This is a genomic window from Bacillus sp. BF2-3 (assembly GCF_008368795.1).
Classification (GTDB): domain Bacteria; phylum Bacillota; class Bacilli; order Bacillales; family Bacillaceae_G; genus Bacillus_A; species Bacillus_A cereus.
Genome location: NZ_QOSA01000006.1, coordinates 118,094 through 133,778, shown reverse-complemented (window position 1 = coordinate 133,778; position 15,685 = coordinate 118,094). Strand labels below are relative to the sequence as shown.

Below are 15,685 nucleotides of genomic sequence, written 5' to 3'. Positions count from 1 at the left end.
TGAAGTCAGGAGAATACTCCTGGCTTTTTTCAATTCTGCTCGTTTGGAAAGAAGAGTATCTTTCCTAGCTGAAACGACACTGCTATAATGGAAAGATGATATGGAACTTTCATCAGATGAACAATTTAAGAGCGATGACTGAAACGTATTTGTAAATTAAGGACAAGCTATTTTATAAAGAGTTAGATAGCTGACTTATTCATAAGAACTGAAACATAATAATGAACTTTGAGATGAAACAACATTGTTGCGTAAAATGCGATGTTGGAGGAGGACAATAGAATGGACTTACTACAACTATTTAAATTACAAAAAGAATTAGATGACCGTATTGCAAAAGAACATGACTTACAACCGAAAAAATTGTTAAAAGAAAAAATGTTAGCTCTTCTTGTAGAAATTGGAGAACTTGCAAATGAAACACGTTGTTTTAAATATTGGAGCAACAAACCAGCATCAGAACGTGAAGTAATATTAGAAGAATACGTAGATGGTTTGCATTTTATTTTATCAATCGGAATTGATTTAGGTATTGATAAAAACTTCCTATTCTATAAATGTGCACAGACGAATAAAACACAAGTGGAAATTTTCTTAGACACATATGCGAAAGTAATTCGTTTTACAGATCAACCATCTATTACAAACTATATTGAATTATTTACGAGCTATCTTCGACTTGGACAAGCACTTGAATTTGAACAAGAAGAGATTGAAAAAGCATATTTAGATAAAAATGAAGTAAATCATCAGCGTCAAACACAAGGATACTAATTTAATTTTTGAATATTTCAATTTAATTATTGTATAATGAATTGACTGAAGAAAAAGGAGGGTGTTGGCAATGACAAAATTAGACGCGACATTGACAATGCTAAAAGAATTAACAGATGCACGTGGTATTGCTGGTAATGAGCGTGAACCACGTGAAGTAATGAAGAAGTATATTGAGCCGTTTGCGGACGAACTTTCTACTGATAATTTAGGGAGTTTAGTTGCGAAAAAAGTAGGGGAAGAAAACGGCCCGAAAATTATGGTTGCAGGTCATTTAGATGAAGTTGGATTTATGATTACACAAATCGATGACAAAGGTTTCCTTCGCTTCCAAACGGTTGGTGGCTGGTGGTCACAAGTTATGCTTGCGCAACGCGTGACGATTGTAACGCGTAAAGGAGATGTAACAGGTGTAATTGGTTCAAAACCACCGCACATTTTACCTCCAGAAGCTCGTAAAAAGCCAGTTGAAATTAAAGACATGTTCATCGATATCGGTGCTTCTAGCCAAGAAGAAGCGATGGAGTGGGGCGTACGACCAGGAGATCAAGTTGTACCTTACTTTGAATTCCAAGTGATGAAGAATGAAAAAATGTTACTTGCAAAAGCATGGGATAACCGAATCGGTTGTGCAATTGCAATTGACGTATTAAAACAATTAAAAGATGAAAAGCATCCAAATGTTGTATATGGCGTTGGAACTGTACAAGAAGAAGTTGGTCTTCGTGGCGCAAAAACATCTGCGAATTATATTAAACCAGATATCGCGTTCGCAGTAGATGTTGGTATCGCTGGAGATACACCGGGTGTAACGTCAAAAGAAGCACAAAGTAAAATGGGTGATGGACCACAAATCATTTTATATGATGCTTCTGTTATTGGACATACAGGTTTACGTGATTTCGTAGTAGATGTTGCTGATGAATTACAAATCCCGTATCAATATGATTCAGTAGCAGGCGGAGGAACGGATGCGGGTGCGATTCACATTGCTGTAAATGGTATTCCTTCTATGGCAATTACAATTGCAACGCGCTATATCCATTCTCATGCGGCAATGTTACATCGTGATGATTATGAAAATGCAGTGAAGTTAATTGTAGAAGTTATTAAACGTCTTGATAAAGAGGCTGTACATAACATTACATTTAATTAATAGAAAAAGCGAAGGAGCTTCTCCTTCGCTTTTTTATGTTTTAAAAAGGCCTTTCTAATCCTGCAGCAGTATGAGCCCCTAAAATAATTAAACGAGTTAATTGCATCGCCATAAAATGCGGGGTATATATCATCCCTCTTTTTAGCCATGACATAATCATTCCTAGGTGGGCACCAGTAACATAACTAATGAGAATATCGCGTGGAACCATTAGTTTTTCATCGTTAGGTTGTGAAATAGAGAGGCTTAATGTTAAATGCGTTTGAATTGCTTTCATCATCTTATACGTATAGTTTCCAGCAGCTTTATCACCAAGCATGACGTTATAGAAGTTAGTGTTTTCTGCAATATGTTCGAACAAGGCCAAAAAACTTGGATGTGGCGAATCAAATGTTAGTTGGAAATCTTCTTTATTTCTATTTCTCGGTTTAATTACTTCAGTTAGCTTTTCTAACATTTCTTCAATGCTTTTGTCTAGTAAGTCATATTTATCGTGGTAATGGCTATAAAATGTAGCGCGGTTTACAGGAGCGCGTTCTGCGATATGTTGCACAGTTACATTTTCAAAGCCTTTTTCGCCTACTAAAGCGACAAAAGCATCCTGTATGAGTTGTCTCGTCCGTTTTACACGTGGATCATTTGTATTTTTAATAGACATTTTTATTTCCCCTCGTTTAATTTTCTATACTTAAACAACATATTGGTATTATATTGTTGTTTAAACGACATTTCATACGTGAATTGTCGGTTGTAGATTCAAAATAATTATTTATAATTATAAACGATAGTCCTTCAGAAATCAGCACCGCTCGCAGGTAGATAAATTTCGATTTACGCTGCAGATGGTGTGATTTTTTTGTTAAAAGGTTAATATAATTAACAATTAAACAATCTAAACAATAAGGACATAAATAGTTTAGAAAAAAATTATATGCGATATAAGGAGAGGAATGCAATGAATCAGTTTCGAAGAATGGTAATTATCAACATTATCACATTAATTGTACTAGTTGGCGGCGGTATTGGCGGTTATTACTATTACAATCAAACGGAAAATTACTTAAAAACAGACAATGCAAAGATTGATGGAAAGGTAATTCCGGTTGCTTCACCAGTAGCAGGTAAACTAACTGACTGGAAAGCTGAAGTAGGAAAAAATTATAATGAGAACGATAAATTAGGTACTGTTACTGTAGCGGCAGCTAATGGAGAACAAACAGTAGATGTAACAATTCCACAAAATGCAACAGTTGTACAATCAAACGCGACAACAAATGCTTTCGTTGGAGCGGGTAGCCCGATTGCTTATGCATTTGATATGAACAATTTATGGGTAACAGCAAACATTGAAGAAACAGATGTTGATGATGTTCAAAAAGGTCAAGATGTAGATGTGTATGTAGATGCATACCCAGATACAACGTTAACAGGAAAAGTAGAACAAGTTGGCTTAACAACAGCGAATACATTCTCTATGTTGCCATCAAGCAACGCAACAGCGAACTATACGAAAGTAACACAAGTAGTACCAGTTAAAATTTCTTTAGATCATAGCAAATCAGTAAATATTGTTCCTGGCATGAATGTGACAGTTCGTATTCATAAGTAAGGGGGAGATGAGATGTCCTCAATTGTAATTGCAGGATATGCACTATTTTGTATAATCGTCTTCTTCCTTGTAAATCGTCTTTTACGAAAGAAAAAAACGAAAATGGGAGAAGAACAAGTCCCAGCCGTAAGTAAAATAGAAGTAAGTAAAGTTGAAACAGAAGAGAAAGAAATTGAACGAAAGCAAGAATCGGAAATTTCTAATGTAGTTGAGTTAGAAACAGGAAAGCAAGAAGAAGTAAAACAAGAAAAAGAAGTGCCGAAAAAACAAATGTCTATGCCTGTAGAGAATGTGAACGTAAAAGCAGTTGTAGCTGTATTAATTCTAGGCATGTTCGTTTCTATTTTAAACCAAACAATCATTAATGTTGCATTACCTCCGTTAATGAATGAATTTAATGTATCAACTTCAACAGCACAATGGTTAATTACAGGCTTCATGCTTGTAAATGGTATTTTAGTACCGATTAGTGCCTTTTTAGTTTCACGATTTACGTATCGTAAATTATTCGTAGCAGCAATGTTATTCTTCACGGTAGGATCTATCATTTGTGCTACTTCAGGAAATTTTACAATGATGATGACAGGTCGCGTAATTCAAGCAGTTGGTGCGGGTATTTTAATGCCGGTTGGTATGAATATCTTCATGACGTTATTCCCGCCTCATAAACGCGGAGCGGCGATGGGATTACTAGGTGTAGCGATGATTTTAGCACCAGCTATCGGACCAACTGTAACAGGTTGGGTGATTGAAAACTATAGCTGGAACTTAATGTTCTATGCGATGTTTATTATTGGTTTAATTATTACGTTCCTATCTTTAAAATTCTTTACACTAGCTCAGCCGGTGTCTAAAACGAAATTAGATATATTCGGTGTGGTTAGTTCAAGTATTGGACTAGGAAGCTTATTGTACGGATTTAGTGAAGCTGGAAATAATAGTTGGACTAGTGCAGAAGTCATTATTTCACTTGTTATCGGTGTAATTGGTTTAGCGTTATTTATTTGGAGAGAGTTAACAACGGACAATAAAATGCTTGATTTACAAGTATTTAAATATCCAGTATTTACTTTTACTTTAGTAATTAATGCAATCGTTACGATGGCATTATTCGGAGGTATGTTATTGCTTCCAGTATATCTGCAAAACATTCGTGGCTTTACGCCAATTGAATCTGGTTTACTACTTCTTCCAGGATCATTAATTATGGGGATCATGGGACCAGTAGCGGGTAAATTATTCGATAAATATGGTATTCGTCCATTAGCGATAATTGGATTGGCAATTACGACGTATGCGACATATGAATTTACAAAATTATCGATGGATACACCGTATAGCGTTATTATGACGGATTATATTATACGTTCAATTGGTATGTCATTCATTATGATGCCAATTATGACAGCTGGTATGAACGCGCTGCCGATGAAATTAATTTCTCACGGTACAGCAACGCAAAATACGTCAAGACAAGTAGCTGGTTCAATTGGAACAGCGATTTTAATTACACTTATGACGCAACAAACAACTGCTCACGTAGCAGATTACGGCAACATGTTAACAACATCAAACCCAATTTTAGTTGATAAAGTACACGGCATGGGTCAAAGCTTAGCGGCCTTAGCTGGATCAGCTCAAGCAGGAGACGCGATGAGCACACAACTATTATATGGACAAATTTCAAAACTATCTGCAATTAACGGTATTAACGATGCCTTCTTAATCGCAACGATACTTGCAGGTATCGCTTGGGTGTTATCGTTCTTCTTACAATCAGGCAATAAACCAAATAGAAAAGCAGGGAATTAATTTCCCTGCTTTTTTGTCTTTTTAAAGAGTGAGATATAAAAAATGATAACCAGTTACGGAGCACAGCCCTGCTAGAAACAAAATTATCCCCATAGAACAAATACTCGATATTTGCCTGCCGCTTATAATAGCTAATAGTCCAGCTAAAGAGAAGAAGCACCAATATAAAGTTCCCGAAATTGGAACCATCCCCTCTAAATCTATTCCAGAACCTATACAAACGATAGGAACAACGATAAGTAATATGCTAATTAAACCAGCTATAATAGTGAGTGATTTATGATATTTAATACCATAAATAATTAAAAAAATACCAACGATAAATGCGCATAACATTAAAGTAAGAGCTAAAATCATCCAAGTTAATATTCCAAACACTTCTGTATTACCTCCGATTTGTAGGTTGCTAAAAAATATTATATATAGAATGAATCACCTACAGACATGAGCTCCCAGAAGATAACACCTAATATTCCAATGGTAAAAATAATGAATCCCATATTACGTATACTTTTAATTTTGGCTTGTACTCCACTTACCCCTGCTAATAATCCAGTTAAAGAAAATAGGGTCCAGTAAAGAGCAGTTGGAATCGGGAAAATTGTATCGATATGAATCCCTACACTTAAAAGAACAAAAGGTAGTGTGACAAAGGATAGGCTAAGTAGCCCCATTAAACCAACGAGTAATTTCCGATATTTAATCCCCGTTACTATTAAAAAAATACCACCAGCAATCCCGCATAGTAAGAGAAGTGGCGTGAAAAGCATCCAAATAATACTGAACATATGTAAACTCCTTTATGTGAATTAAGTTATATTTTACTACATGAGGTTTATTTTGGATATTATTAATGAGTATATATAAATTGAAGGAAATGGGTAATAACGATACGGATTATCAAAAACGCTAACCGCAGAAGAGTTTGAAGTTATGATAAAAGAGTAAAGAGAGGTATCGCGATGATACCTCTTTTTAACTCAAGAATGCCAACATGTTATTCATAATATGAAATAACATAGCTGGAATAATGGACTTTGTTTTTTTACATAAAATGGCCATTAATAATCCCATAAAGAAAGTAATTACCATTACCCCAAGTGAGTATGTATGAGCGATACCGAAGAAGAAACTTGTTACGATGGCTGCAATCCAAAATGGAAAGCGTTCTGAGAAGAAGCGAAGTATAAAACCACGGAAAATAAGTTCTTCAAAAATGGGTGTGAGTATTGCAAAGCTGAGAAGTAATAATATTTGATATTGCTTAAAGACGTCTAAGCTTAGTGCGGAAGATTGCTGCTTTGTTGCGTCTTGGAACACATAATTTAACAAGATGTAATTGAGTATGATGTTGATAACGAAGAAAAGAAGTAAGTATACGTATGTGCGCCATTCTTTCAGTGTTTTAAAGTTAAAAGATTTTAGTAGTAATTTTTTTGCGGGTTCGAATTTAAAAATGAAGAATAACAATACAGCTAGTTGTAATACGGTACTTGCAGTATTTGCAATAGATTCATACAGGGCAACTTGTTTTTTATCTGTAAGACCTGCTGTATAAATTGTTAATGGCATTACGAGGAACATAGTAATAAGTCCAGTTCCAAAAAAGGCGAATAAAACAGAGCTAATAAATTGTCCCCATGACATCGAGTGTTTTTGTTCATTAGAAAGCTGTGTAGCGGGTTGCATTTGTAAAATCACCTCTTTTATATTTGTATATTTAATTATAAAGTAAGATGTTTTTGAATGTAACATTTAAATATTACATATAAAGTGAAACTTTAATCATTGGGGAGGTTCATCCCCCACTGATTATCAGCCCTCACCAATCGGGCTTTTACGGGCAGTTGATTCTCCACCTAACTTCCTCGTCTTTGCTGAATTTCGAGGTGGGGGTCTTACTGCTCTTTAATGCGGGATAAAGGTTTATTTTCCATAAAATAATAAAAGAGGTATCACCCTGTAGTGATGCCTCTTTCTCATTGATAACTATGTTCTGTCTTGTTATTCAATTTTGCTTGCTCTATTTGCAATTCACGCTCTACCAATCGATCTAATTGCTGAATTGCTTTAAGTGCTTTTTCATAAGAAATTGTTCGATAATGATGCGCTCCGCCCGGTTCTTCATCTGCTTCGTCTGCCCATTTAATAATATTTTGAAGAGATGTTCTTTCAATTTCTTGTTCCACTAAGAAAGAATCTGTATGAAGAAGAATTGCAATAGAAATTTCTTTTGCTAGTTTTGGATGTTCTCCTAATCTAATAAGTAATTTATGTGCTCTTTCAGCGCCTTTAATTGCATGGATATCATTCTTTTTATATAAGTCATAATCCCATTCGCCGCCTGTGTACCACGTATGATGTCCGATATCATGAAGGAAGCCAGCTTTTGTGGCAGCATCGACTGAGGCGTGATGCTTTTTGGCTAGGTGAAACGCATGGTAAGCGACAGCGATCGCGTGGACCATTCCAGAACGGTTTACGTATTTTTGTGTAATGTGGTGTTTAAAAATTTGTTCAAGCGTAATACGGTGCATAAAACATTCACTCCTTTTATCTTATGGTGTATATGAAGAAAAATCGATCGGTTTAAATGTATTTTGAACATTGTACTCCATCATAGTTCGTTAGTAAAGTAGAAATGTTTAGGAGAAGAAAAAATTTTTCTGCAAAAAAATCACCTTAGCTTATGCAAAGGTGATTTTCAAATTGCTTATTTTTTTAATCCTTGCTCTAGTGTTTCTAACATTTCGTGCTTTTCATTTTCATCAGCGTTTTTCCAAATGACTTCAAATAAAACGCCAAGACCTGGAAGCATTTTTTCTTCACCGCTTTGAATTGCATCGACGATTGTTTCTTGTAATTGATCTTGTGAATTTCCAGATACATTCGCTAATACGGCACCGCGTAAATTAAAACTCATTGCTTTCACCTCTTCTTCAGAATTGAAACTGACGTTAGTTTTTGTTCTTTTTTATGTAAATATGTATGAAAAATAGGCTATAATGATAAGACAAGAAGAGAGGGAAATACATATTATGAAAAACATTGATTCAGTACAAAATCCGCGTGTAAAGCAGTGGAAAAAGCTGCAAACGAAAAAAGAACGCGATAAAAAAGGTTTATTTTTTGTAGAAGGATTCCACTTAGTCGAGGAAGCTTTGAAGACAGGAATTGTAACAGAACTTATCGTTTCAGATCAGACAGACCTTCCGAAAGATTGGACAGTTAATGATGTGGAAATGTACATCGTACCTGAGGCGATTGTAAAAATACTTCGTGAAACAGAAACGACGCAAGGTGTATTTGCTGTTTGTGAGAAGCATGAGAAAGAAGTAGCTCTTACTGATGGGAAATTCCTTTTATTAGATGGCCTGCAAGACCCAGGTAATTTAGGAACAATTATTCGTACAGCTGATGCAGCTGGTATTCACGCCGTTGTGCTTGGAGAAGGTTGTGTTGATGTTTACAATAGTAAAGTACTCCGCTCTACACAAGGCTCTATTTTCCACTTACCAATTGTAAAAGGGAACTTAGAAGAATGGGTAGACAAGTTAAAAGAAAATAACGTTCCTGTATATGGAACAGCTCTTGAAAATGGAGTTCCGTATGGTGAAGTAACGCCGGCTGGCAGTTTTGCATTAATTGTAGGAAATGAAGGAAATGGCGTACGCCGAGAAATTCTTGCAAAAACGGATCAAAACTTGTATATTCCGATTTACGGCGGGGCAGAATCATTAAATGTTGCGGTTGCAGCAGGGATTTTAACGTATTATTTGCAAAGCCCGGTTGCGAACAAATAAAAAACTTCTTATAATAAGTTGAAGTACATTATATTAAAAGTTAAATAACGAAAAACGTTGATAGAGAAGAGTAGCTTACAAAATCGCCATATAGGGAGAGAATGTCGTAGACTGAAAGCATTCTTATGGTAGACGAAAGTGAATTCACCTCTGGAGTTGACGCCAGGACCATGTATATGTAAAGGCGTTCCGGTCAGAATTGATCGTTATAACTAATGAGTGGGCAGACATGTTCTGTCAATTTAGGGTGGTACCGCGAATTTACCTCGTCCCTTTTTGGGAGCGAGGTTTTTTTATTTTTAAAATTAGGAGGGTTCCAAAATGGAAGCACGTTTAAAAGAGCTAAAGCAAAAAGCGTTAGAGCTTATTGAAGAAGCGAAAGAGCTGAAAGGCTTAAACGACGTACGCGTAGCGTATTTAGGAAAAAAAGGTCCAATTACAGAAGTATTACGCGGCATGGGAAAATTATCAGCAGAAGAGCGTCCACGTATGGGAGCATTAGTAAATGAAGTACGTGAAGCGATTCAAACGCGTCTAGACGACAAAATTAGTAACTTAGAAAAAGCAGTAATTGAAGCGAAATTAGCTACTGAAACAATTGATGTTACATTGCCAGGTCGTCCTGTTGAAACAGGTTGTCACCATCCGTTAACGGCTGTTGTTGAGCAAATTGAAGATGTATTCATCGGTATGGGTTATGAAGTAGCTGAAGGAACAGAAGTAGAAAAAGACTACTACAACTTCGAAGCACTAAACTTACCGAAAGATCACCCAGCGCGTGATATGCAAGATACATTCTACATCACAGAAGAAACGTTACTACGTACACATACATCTTCTGTGCAAGCACGTACGATGGAAAATAATAAAGAAAAAGGCCCAATTAAAATTATTTGTCCTGGTAAAGTGTATCGCCGTGATGACGACGATGCGACGCATTCACATCAGTTCATGCAAATTGAAGGTCTTGTAATTGATAAAAACATTCGTATGAGTGACTTAAAAGGTACACTGCAAGTATTCGTGAAAAAGATGTTCGGTGAAGATCGTGAAATCCGTCTTCGTCCAAGTTTCTTCCCATTCACAGAGCCATCTGTAGAGATGGATATTTCTTGTATGATGTGTCATGGCAAAGGCTGCGGCACTTGTAAAGGAACTGGCTGGATTGAAATTCTAGGCGCAGGTATGGTTCACCCGAACGTACTTGAAATGGCTGGTTATGATTCAAAAGAATATCAAGGTTTCGCATTCGGTATGGGCGCAGAGCGTATCGCAATGTTGAAATACGGAGTAGATGACATTCGTCATTTCTATACAAATGATGTACGTTTCTTACAACAATTCAAACGAGCGTAAGGGAAGGGGAGGATAAGTATGTTCGTATCATATCGTTGGTTACAAGAGTATGTAGATATTAAAGATGTAACAGCACAAGAACTAGCAGACAAAATCACGAAAAGTGGTATTGAAGTAGAAGGCGTTGAAGTATTAAATAAAGGTGTAAAAGGTGTTGTAGTTGGTCACGTATTAGAATGTGAAAAACACCCAGAAGCTGATAAATTAAGCAAATGCTTAATCGATATCGGTGAAGAAGAGCCAGTTCAAATTATTTGTGGAGCTGCTAACATTGCAAAAGGTTTAAAAGTACCAGTTGCAAAAGTTGGAGCTGTACTTCCTGGTAACTTCAAAATCAAAAAAGCAAAACTACGCGGTGAAGCTTCTCACGGTATGGTTTGTGCTCTTCAAGAGCTTGGTATTGATGGAAAGTTAGTTTCAAAAGAATACGCAGATGGTATCTTCATCTTCCCAAGTGACGCTGAAGTTGGTGCAGATGCACTTGAAATTTTAAACTTACACGATGAAGTACTTGAGCTTGGCTTAACACCAAACCGTGCAGATTGCTTAAACATGTTAGGTGTTGCTTACGAAGTAGCTGCTATTTATGGCCGCGAAGTAAAGCTTCCAGCTATCGACTTACAAGAAACAGCAGAAAAAACTTCTGATTATATTTCTGTAAGTGTAGAAGCGAAAGAAGAAAACCCATTATACATTGCAAAAATGGTTAAAAACGTAAAGATTGGTCCATCACCAATGTGGATGCAAACTCGTCTTATGGCAGCTGGCATTCGTCCAATTAGCAACGTAGTTGATATTACAAACTACATTTTAATGGAATACGGTCAACCGTTACATGCATTCGATTACGATAAATTAGGTTCAAAAGAAATCGTTGTTCGTCTTGCAAAAGAAGGCGAAAAAATTGAAACGTTAGATGATCAAGAGCGTACATTACAAAGCCACCACCTTGTAATTACAAACGGCACGAAAGCTTTAGCTGTTGCTGGTGTAATGGGCGGGGCGGATTCTGAAGTTACAAATGAGACAGTAAACGTTCTAATTGAGTCTGCATATTTTGCAGGTCAAACAGTACGTCGTACATCAAAAGACTTAGGTCTTCGTAGTGAATCAAGTGCACGTTTCGAAAAAGGAATCGACCCAACACGTACATTTGAAGCAATTCAACACGCAGCTGCTTTAATGGCGAAATATGCTGGCGGTGAAGCACTTGAAGGTGTAGTAGAAGCTGACAACTTACAAGTACAAGAGCGTACAGTATCTGTTACTGCTGAAAAAGTAAACCGTGTATTAGGTACAAATATTTCTGCGAGTGAAATGGGTACAATGTTCACAAACTTGAAATTCCCATTCACAGAAGTAGAAGGAACATTCCACGTGAATGTACCAGCACGTCGTCCTGATATTACAATTTCAGAAGACTTAGTAGAAGAAGTGGGCCGTCTATACGGTTATGACCACATTCCAGTTACATTACCTTCTGGAACGATGACTCGTGGTAAATTAACATCAGCACAAACGAAACGTCGTAAAGTACGCCGCTTCTTAGAGGGTGCTGGTTTATATGAAGCAATCACGTATTCATTAACAAGCGCTGACAAAGCGAAACAATATATGGTTGAGCCAAACGAAAAGGCGCCTGTAGGTCTTGCGCTTCCAATGAGTGAAGAACGTAGCCAACTTCGTTTAAGCTTAGTACCGCAATTACTAGAAGCAGTTTCATACAATGTCGCTCGTAAAAACGACAGCGTTGCTTTATACGAAGTAGGTTCTATCTTCTTACCGACAGAAGAAGGAGAACTTCCGAAAGAAGAACAACATCTTGCAGGTGTTATGACAGGTCTTGCTCTTCACCATGCATGGCAAGGTGAGAAGAAAGTAGTAGACTTCTTCGTTGTGAAAGGTGTACTAGAAGGACTATTCGACGTACTTGGCGTTGCAAACCAAATCACATATGCACCAGCAAAACGCGAAGGTATGCACCCAGGCCGTACAGCTGACATCGTATTAGATGGCGAAGTAATTGGTTTCATCGGTCAATTGCACCCAGAAGCAGAAAAACAATTAGATGTGAAAAATACATTCGTATTTGAATTATCTCTTGTAAAAGTATTCGGTGCAGACGCTGAAGAAACTTACTACGCAGCAATTCCACGTTTCCCATCTATGACACGTGACATGGCTGTTGTAGTAACAAAAGAAACAAAAGCTGGTGAAATGAAGCAAGTCATTGCTGAAGCTGGCGGAGAACTTCTGAAAGACGTAACACTATTCGACTTATACGAAGGTGAAAAAATGGAAGAAGGCAAGAAATCACTTGCATTCTCTATGACTTACTTCGATGCAGAACGTACATTAACAGACGAAGAAGTAACAGAAGCACATAACCGTGTACTAACAACGGTAGAAGAGAAATTCGGTGCGGAGTTACGTAAGTAATTAGAAAATTGCCGGATATATTCCGGCAATTTTTTTATTGGGTTAGTTGTCGGACACTGTCGGTAAGTCGATATATTACAAAAATCGCTCATATATTTTCCGACACCTTGCATCTTTCTCTCGAATGTAGTACATTAATTTTAGTTTAACAAAATGAAAGACGATGATAAGGAAAAGTAGTATATACTATAATCCAAAGCGAGTCAGGGACGGTGAGAGCCTGATGAGGCGGTATATGTGAAGAACACCTTGGAGTTGCTAACCGAAATTGAATCTTGTATTCAAGAGTAGACTTAGACGGGAATCCGGCCTGTTACAAACCGGGAAGTATGTATTACATACGAGTTAAAGTTGGTCTTTATGACAAATTGGGTGGTACCGCGAAGTTTAACCTTTCGTCCCTTTATGGATGAAAGGTTTTTTTGTATTTAAATATATGAGCAAAGGAGAATTTCACTATGGAAAACACATTAGTAAAAAGTCTGTATAGAGATACAGAAAAGTATGCAGATCAAACAGTACAAGTATCAGGGTGGATTCGTAACTTACGTGATTCAAAAGCATTTGGTTTCATCGAATTAAACGACGGTAGCTTCTTCAAAAGCGTTCAAATCGTTTTCGATACAGAATTAGAGAACTTCAAAGAAATTGCAAAACTTCCACTTAGCTCTTCAGTTAAAGTAGAAGGTAAAGTAATTGCAACGCCTGGAGCGAAGCAACCATTTGAAATTAAAGCAGAAAAAATTGATATCGAGGGCTTATCAGATTCTGATTACCCACTTCAAAAGAAGCGTCATACATTTGAATACTTACGTACAATCGCTCACTTACGTCCAAGAACAAATGCATTCTCTGCAACGTTCCGCGTACGTTCTATCGCAGCATTTGCGATTCACCAATTCTTCCAAGAGCGTGGATTCGTACATGTTCATACACCTATCATCACTGGTAGTGATACAGAAGGTGCTGGCGAAATGTTCCGCGTAACAACGCAAGATTTAAATAACCTACCAAAAGGTGAAGACGGAAAAGTTGATGAGTCAAAAGACTTCTTCGGTAAAGAAACAAACTTAACAGTAAGTGGACAGCTGAACGCTGAAGCTTATGCATTAGCATTCCGTGATGTATACACATTCGGACCTACATTCCGTGCGGAAAACTCAAACACAACTCGCCACGCTGCTGAGTTCTGGATGGTTGAGCCTGAGATTGCATTCGCTGAACTAGGGGACGTAATGAACCTTACAGAAGATATGCTGAAATATGCAATGAAATACGTATTAGAGCATGCACCAGAAGAAATGGAATTCTTCAACAGCTTCGTTGATAAAACAGTTCTTGAGCGCATGAACAACGTAATTAACTCTGACTTCGGTCGCATCACTTATACAGAAGCAATTAAAGTGCTTCAAGAATCAGGTGCTGATTTCAAATACCCAGTAGAATGGGGAATTGACTTACAAACAGAGCACGAAAGATACTTATCAGAAGAAATCTTCAAACGCCCTGTATTCGTAACTGACTATCCGAAAGACATTAAAGCATTCTACATGCGTTTAAATGAAGACGGTAAAACAGTAGCTGCTACTGACCTTCTAGTTCCTGGCATCGGCGAATTAATCGGCGGAAGCCAACGTGAAGAAAGAATGGACGTTTTAGTAGACAGAATTAAAGAATTAGGTATGAACGAAGAGGATTACTGGTGGTACTTAGAACTTAGAAAATACGGCGGTACAAAACACGCTGGATTCGGTCTAGGTTTCGAGCGCTTCCTAATGTACATCACTGGCATGGCTAACATCCGTGACGTAATTCCATTCCCAAGAACTCCAGGTTCTTCTGAGTTCTAAAATGTGAAAAAAGCGAGAGGATTTCCTCTCGCTTTTTCTTTTGCATAGTTTATTACCCTGTAGCAAAAAGTAACGCGAAGGGGTGAATATAAATGAGTAAAAAAGTGAAAAAAGATCATTCAAGATCGGGCCTAGGTTCTCCAGAAGTAGAAGGACAAGGAACGACGACACATGAAACAGGTTCACATAAAGTACCTTCATCAAATAAGAAGCAGAAACGAAGCTAACATAAAAAAGGAGAGTCTTGGCGACTCTCCTTTTTTCATGTATTACATCTTCTTATCGTTAATTTCTTTTGTAATCTTATTTATGTCTTTGCCTAATCGATCTAAATAGAAAAACCACAGTAAACTCATGAACACGTAATAGATGGCCATCACGCCAAGATTATCAGATATATTTTCGAATGTGGATTTAGTAGTGAAAAAAGCTCCTCAAATGGTAGAAATAGTGAAGTAAGAAAGTGGGCCTACGAGGTGTACGAAAACATATAATATCTTTTTAACTTTTACAGCGTTCATATGAAAAACCTCCTTTTTCTAATCATACATTCAAGTTCCTCACAGAAGTGTTGTAGTTTTGCTGGATTATGTATTAACGAGCGAGCATCGTGTTTCCCGATAAATCTTCGAATCCGAAAGTTTAATAAGAAAGAGCGACCATAACGCTCTATTAGATCGTTGAACGCTCGTTGTTCACTTAGTAGCTGAATATTTTCCCTAATTTCAAACTGCCTTTCGTGTGGATCGCCTAGTAAAATATTTAGAATCATTTGTAGAAGTAGCAATGGGGATCCCCTCCTATGTTAGAATAATCTGTATATTATAATTGTAACAAAACTATAAGGACAATAGTAGGGTGAAACAAAAAACAGGAGTTTGTAGGC

At 37.1% G+C, this 15,685-nt stretch carries 16 protein-coding genes, 1 pseudogene and 2 other annotated features; of the genes and pseudogenes, 9 read left to right on the top strand and 8 right to left on the bottom strand.

What is annotated here, in order from left to right; genetic code table 11:
* Positions 1-282 precede the first annotated feature (282 nt).
* Together DN401_RS06300 and DN401_RS06295 are read left to right on the top strand one after the other, a co-directional pair.
* Positions 283-774 (top strand): dUTP diphosphatase, encoded by a 492-nt coding sequence (locus DN401_RS06300; RefSeq protein ID WP_000365050.1) that lies wholly within the window; start codon positions 283-285, stop codon positions 772-774.
* Between the two features lie 70 nt (positions 775-844).
* Positions 845-1,930 carry a M42 family metallopeptidase gene (locus DN401_RS06295; protein ID WP_000163555.1) on the top strand — a complete coding sequence of 362 codons (1,086 nt, stop codon included), beginning with the start codon at positions 845-847 and terminating at the stop codon, positions 1,928-1,930.
* A gap of 40 nt (positions 1,931-1,970) precedes the next feature.
* On the opposite strand, the gene DN401_RS06290 is transcribed toward DN401_RS06295, so the two are convergent.
* The gene (locus DN401_RS06290; protein WP_000023672.1) at positions 1,971-2,588 is read right to left on the bottom strand and encodes a TetR/AcrR family transcriptional regulator; all 618 of its coding nucleotides are present in this window, start codon (positions 2,586-2,588) and stop codon (positions 1,971-1,973) included.
* A 297-nt stretch (positions 2,589-2,885) separates the two neighbouring features.
* Between DN401_RS06290 and DN401_RS06285 the strand changes: the two genes are divergently transcribed.
* Both DN401_RS06285 and DN401_RS06280 read left to right on the top strand, forming a co-directional pair.
* Positions 2,886-3,539, top strand: a complete 654-nt coding sequence (locus DN401_RS06285) for an HlyD family secretion protein (protein ID WP_001071419.1) — start codon at positions 2,886-2,888, stop codon at positions 3,537-3,539.
* 12 nt (positions 3,540-3,551) lie between these two features.
* Complete coding sequence (locus DN401_RS06280; protein WP_000095295.1) at positions 3,552-5,351, top strand: DHA2 family efflux MFS transporter permease subunit; 1,800 nt, start codon at positions 3,552-3,554, stop codon at positions 5,349-5,351.
* Between the two features lie 21 nt (positions 5,352-5,372).
* Here DN401_RS06280 and DN401_RS06275 read toward each other — a convergent pair whose 3' ends face one another.
* From DN401_RS06275 to sspI, 5 genes are all read right to left on the bottom strand, one after another.
* Positions 5,373-5,729, bottom strand: a complete 357-nt coding sequence (locus DN401_RS06275; RefSeq protein ID WP_000467057.1) for a hypothetical protein — start codon at positions 5,727-5,729, stop codon at positions 5,373-5,375.
* A gap of 38 nt (positions 5,730-5,767) precedes the next feature.
* Positions 5,768-6,139 (bottom strand): hypothetical protein, encoded by a 372-nt coding sequence (locus DN401_RS06270; protein ID WP_000491395.1) that lies wholly within the window; start codon positions 6,137-6,139, stop codon positions 5,768-5,770.
* Positions 6,140-6,326: 187 nt separating this feature from the next.
* On the bottom strand, positions 6,327-7,040 hold the full coding sequence (locus DN401_RS06265; protein WP_149287629.1) for a CPBP family intramembrane glutamic endopeptidase: 714 nt from the start codon (positions 7,038-7,040) through the stop codon (positions 6,327-6,329).
* Positions 7,041-7,330: 290 nt separating this feature from the next.
* Positions 7,331-7,888: an HD domain-containing protein gene (locus DN401_RS06260; protein WP_000554786.1), complete on the bottom strand. Its 558-nt coding sequence runs from the start codon at positions 7,886-7,888 to the stop codon at positions 7,331-7,333.
* A 176-nt stretch (positions 7,889-8,064) separates the two neighbouring features.
* Positions 8,065-8,274, bottom strand: a complete 210-nt coding sequence (sspI, locus tag DN401_RS06255; protein ID WP_000009509.1) for a small acid-soluble spore protein SspI — start codon at positions 8,272-8,274, stop codon at positions 8,065-8,067.
* A gap of 82 nt (positions 8,275-8,356) precedes the next feature.
* Here sspI and DN401_RS06250 point away from each other — a divergent pair, with 82 nt between their 5' ends.
* The 5 genes from DN401_RS06250 to DN401_RS06230 all read left to right on the top strand — a co-directional run bounded on the left by DN401_RS06250 (position 8,357) and on the right by DN401_RS06230 (position 15,026).
* Complete coding sequence (locus DN401_RS06250; RefSeq protein WP_002204703.1) at positions 8,357-9,154, top strand: TrmH family RNA methyltransferase; 798 nt, start codon at positions 8,357-8,359, stop codon at positions 9,152-9,154.
* A gap of 48 nt (positions 9,155-9,202) precedes the next feature.
* Positions 9,203-9,431, top strand: a binding site (T-box leader).
* Positions 9,432-9,475: 44 nt separating this feature from the next.
* A complete protein-coding gene (pheS, locus tag DN401_RS06245) occupies positions 9,476-10,510 on the top strand; it encodes a phenylalanine--tRNA ligase subunit alpha (RefSeq protein WP_000388219.1) in 1,035 nt (344 codons plus the stop codon).
* 18 nt (positions 10,511-10,528) lie between these two features.
* The gene (gene pheT / locus DN401_RS06240) at positions 10,529-12,949 is read left to right on the top strand and encodes a phenylalanine--tRNA ligase subunit beta (protein ID WP_000498186.1); all 2,421 of its coding nucleotides are present in this window, start codon (positions 10,529-10,531) and stop codon (positions 12,947-12,949) included.
* A 154-nt stretch (positions 12,950-13,103) separates the two neighbouring features.
* Positions 13,104-13,355, top strand: a binding site (T-box leader).
* Between the two features lie 52 nt (positions 13,356-13,407).
* Positions 13,408-14,799 carry an asparagine--tRNA ligase gene (gene asnS, locus DN401_RS06235; RefSeq protein WP_000432177.1) on the top strand — a complete coding sequence of 464 codons (1,392 nt, stop codon included), beginning with the start codon at positions 13,408-13,410 and terminating at the stop codon, positions 14,797-14,799.
* Between the two features lie 92 nt (positions 14,800-14,891).
* Entirely contained in the window at positions 14,892-15,026 is a 135-nt protein-coding gene (locus DN401_RS06230) for a YuzL family protein (RefSeq protein ID WP_000039588.1), read from the top strand.
* 42 nt (positions 15,027-15,068) lie between these two features.
* On the opposite strand, the pseudogene DN401_RS06225 reads toward DN401_RS06230, so the two are convergent.
* Together DN401_RS06225 and DN401_RS06220 are read right to left on the bottom strand one after the other, a co-directional pair.
* Positions 15,069-15,320, bottom strand: a pseudogene (locus tag DN401_RS06225) (hypothetical protein).
* Positions 15,317-15,586 (bottom strand): hypothetical protein, encoded by a 270-nt coding sequence (locus tag DN401_RS06220; protein WP_000925539.1) that lies wholly within the window; start codon positions 15,584-15,586, stop codon positions 15,317-15,319. Before DN401_RS06220 ends, DN401_RS06225 begins: the two are co-directional and overlap by 4 nt.
* Between the last annotated feature and the right edge of the window lie 99 nt (positions 15,587-15,685).

What these genes read in the sequence shown, in the direction of transcription:
- DN401_RS06300 (WP_000365050.1), top strand. Translation starts at nt 283, where the DNA reads ATGGACTTACTACAACTATTTAAATTACAAAAAGAATTAGATGACCGT.
- DN401_RS06295 (WP_000163555.1), top strand. Translation starts at nt 845, where the DNA reads ATGACAAAATTAGACGCGACATTGACAATGCTAAAAGAATTAACAGAT.
- DN401_RS06290 (WP_000023672.1), bottom strand. Translation starts at nt 2,588, where the DNA reads ATGTCTATTAAAAATACAAATGATCCACGTGTAAAACGGACGAGACAA.
- DN401_RS06285 (WP_001071419.1), top strand. Translation starts at nt 2,886, where the DNA reads ATGAATCAGTTTCGAAGAATGGTAATTATCAACATTATCACATTAATT.
- DN401_RS06280 (WP_000095295.1), top strand. Translation starts at nt 3,552, where the DNA reads ATGTCCTCAATTGTAATTGCAGGATATGCACTATTTTGTATAATCGTC.
- DN401_RS06270 (WP_000491395.1), bottom strand. Translation starts at nt 6,139, where the DNA reads ATGTTCAGTATTATTTGGATGCTTTTCACGCCACTTCTCTTACTATGC.
- DN401_RS06265 (WP_149287629.1), bottom strand. Translation starts at nt 7,040, where the DNA reads ATGCAACCCGCTACACAGCTTTCTAATGAACAAAAACACTCGATGTCA.
- DN401_RS06260 (WP_000554786.1), bottom strand. Translation starts at nt 7,888, where the DNA reads ATGCACCGTATTACGCTTGAACAAATTTTTAAACACCACATTACACAA.
- sspI (WP_000009509.1), bottom strand. Translation starts at nt 8,274, where the DNA reads ATGAGTTTTAATTTACGCGGTGCCGTATTAGCGAATGTATCTGGAAAT.
- DN401_RS06250 (WP_002204703.1), top strand. Translation starts at nt 8,357, where the DNA reads ATGATAAGACAAGAAGAGAGGGAAATACATATTATGAAAAACATTGAT.
- pheS (WP_000388219.1), top strand. Translation starts at nt 9,476, where the DNA reads ATGGAAGCACGTTTAAAAGAGCTAAAGCAAAAAGCGTTAGAGCTTATT.
- pheT (WP_000498186.1), top strand. Translation starts at nt 10,529, where the DNA reads ATGTTCGTATCATATCGTTGGTTACAAGAGTATGTAGATATTAAAGAT.
- asnS (WP_000432177.1), top strand. Translation starts at nt 13,408, where the DNA reads ATGGAAAACACATTAGTAAAAAGTCTGTATAGAGATACAGAAAAGTAT.
- DN401_RS06230 (WP_000039588.1), top strand. Translation starts at nt 14,892, where the DNA reads ATGAGTAAAAAAGTGAAAAAAGATCATTCAAGATCGGGCCTAGGTTCT.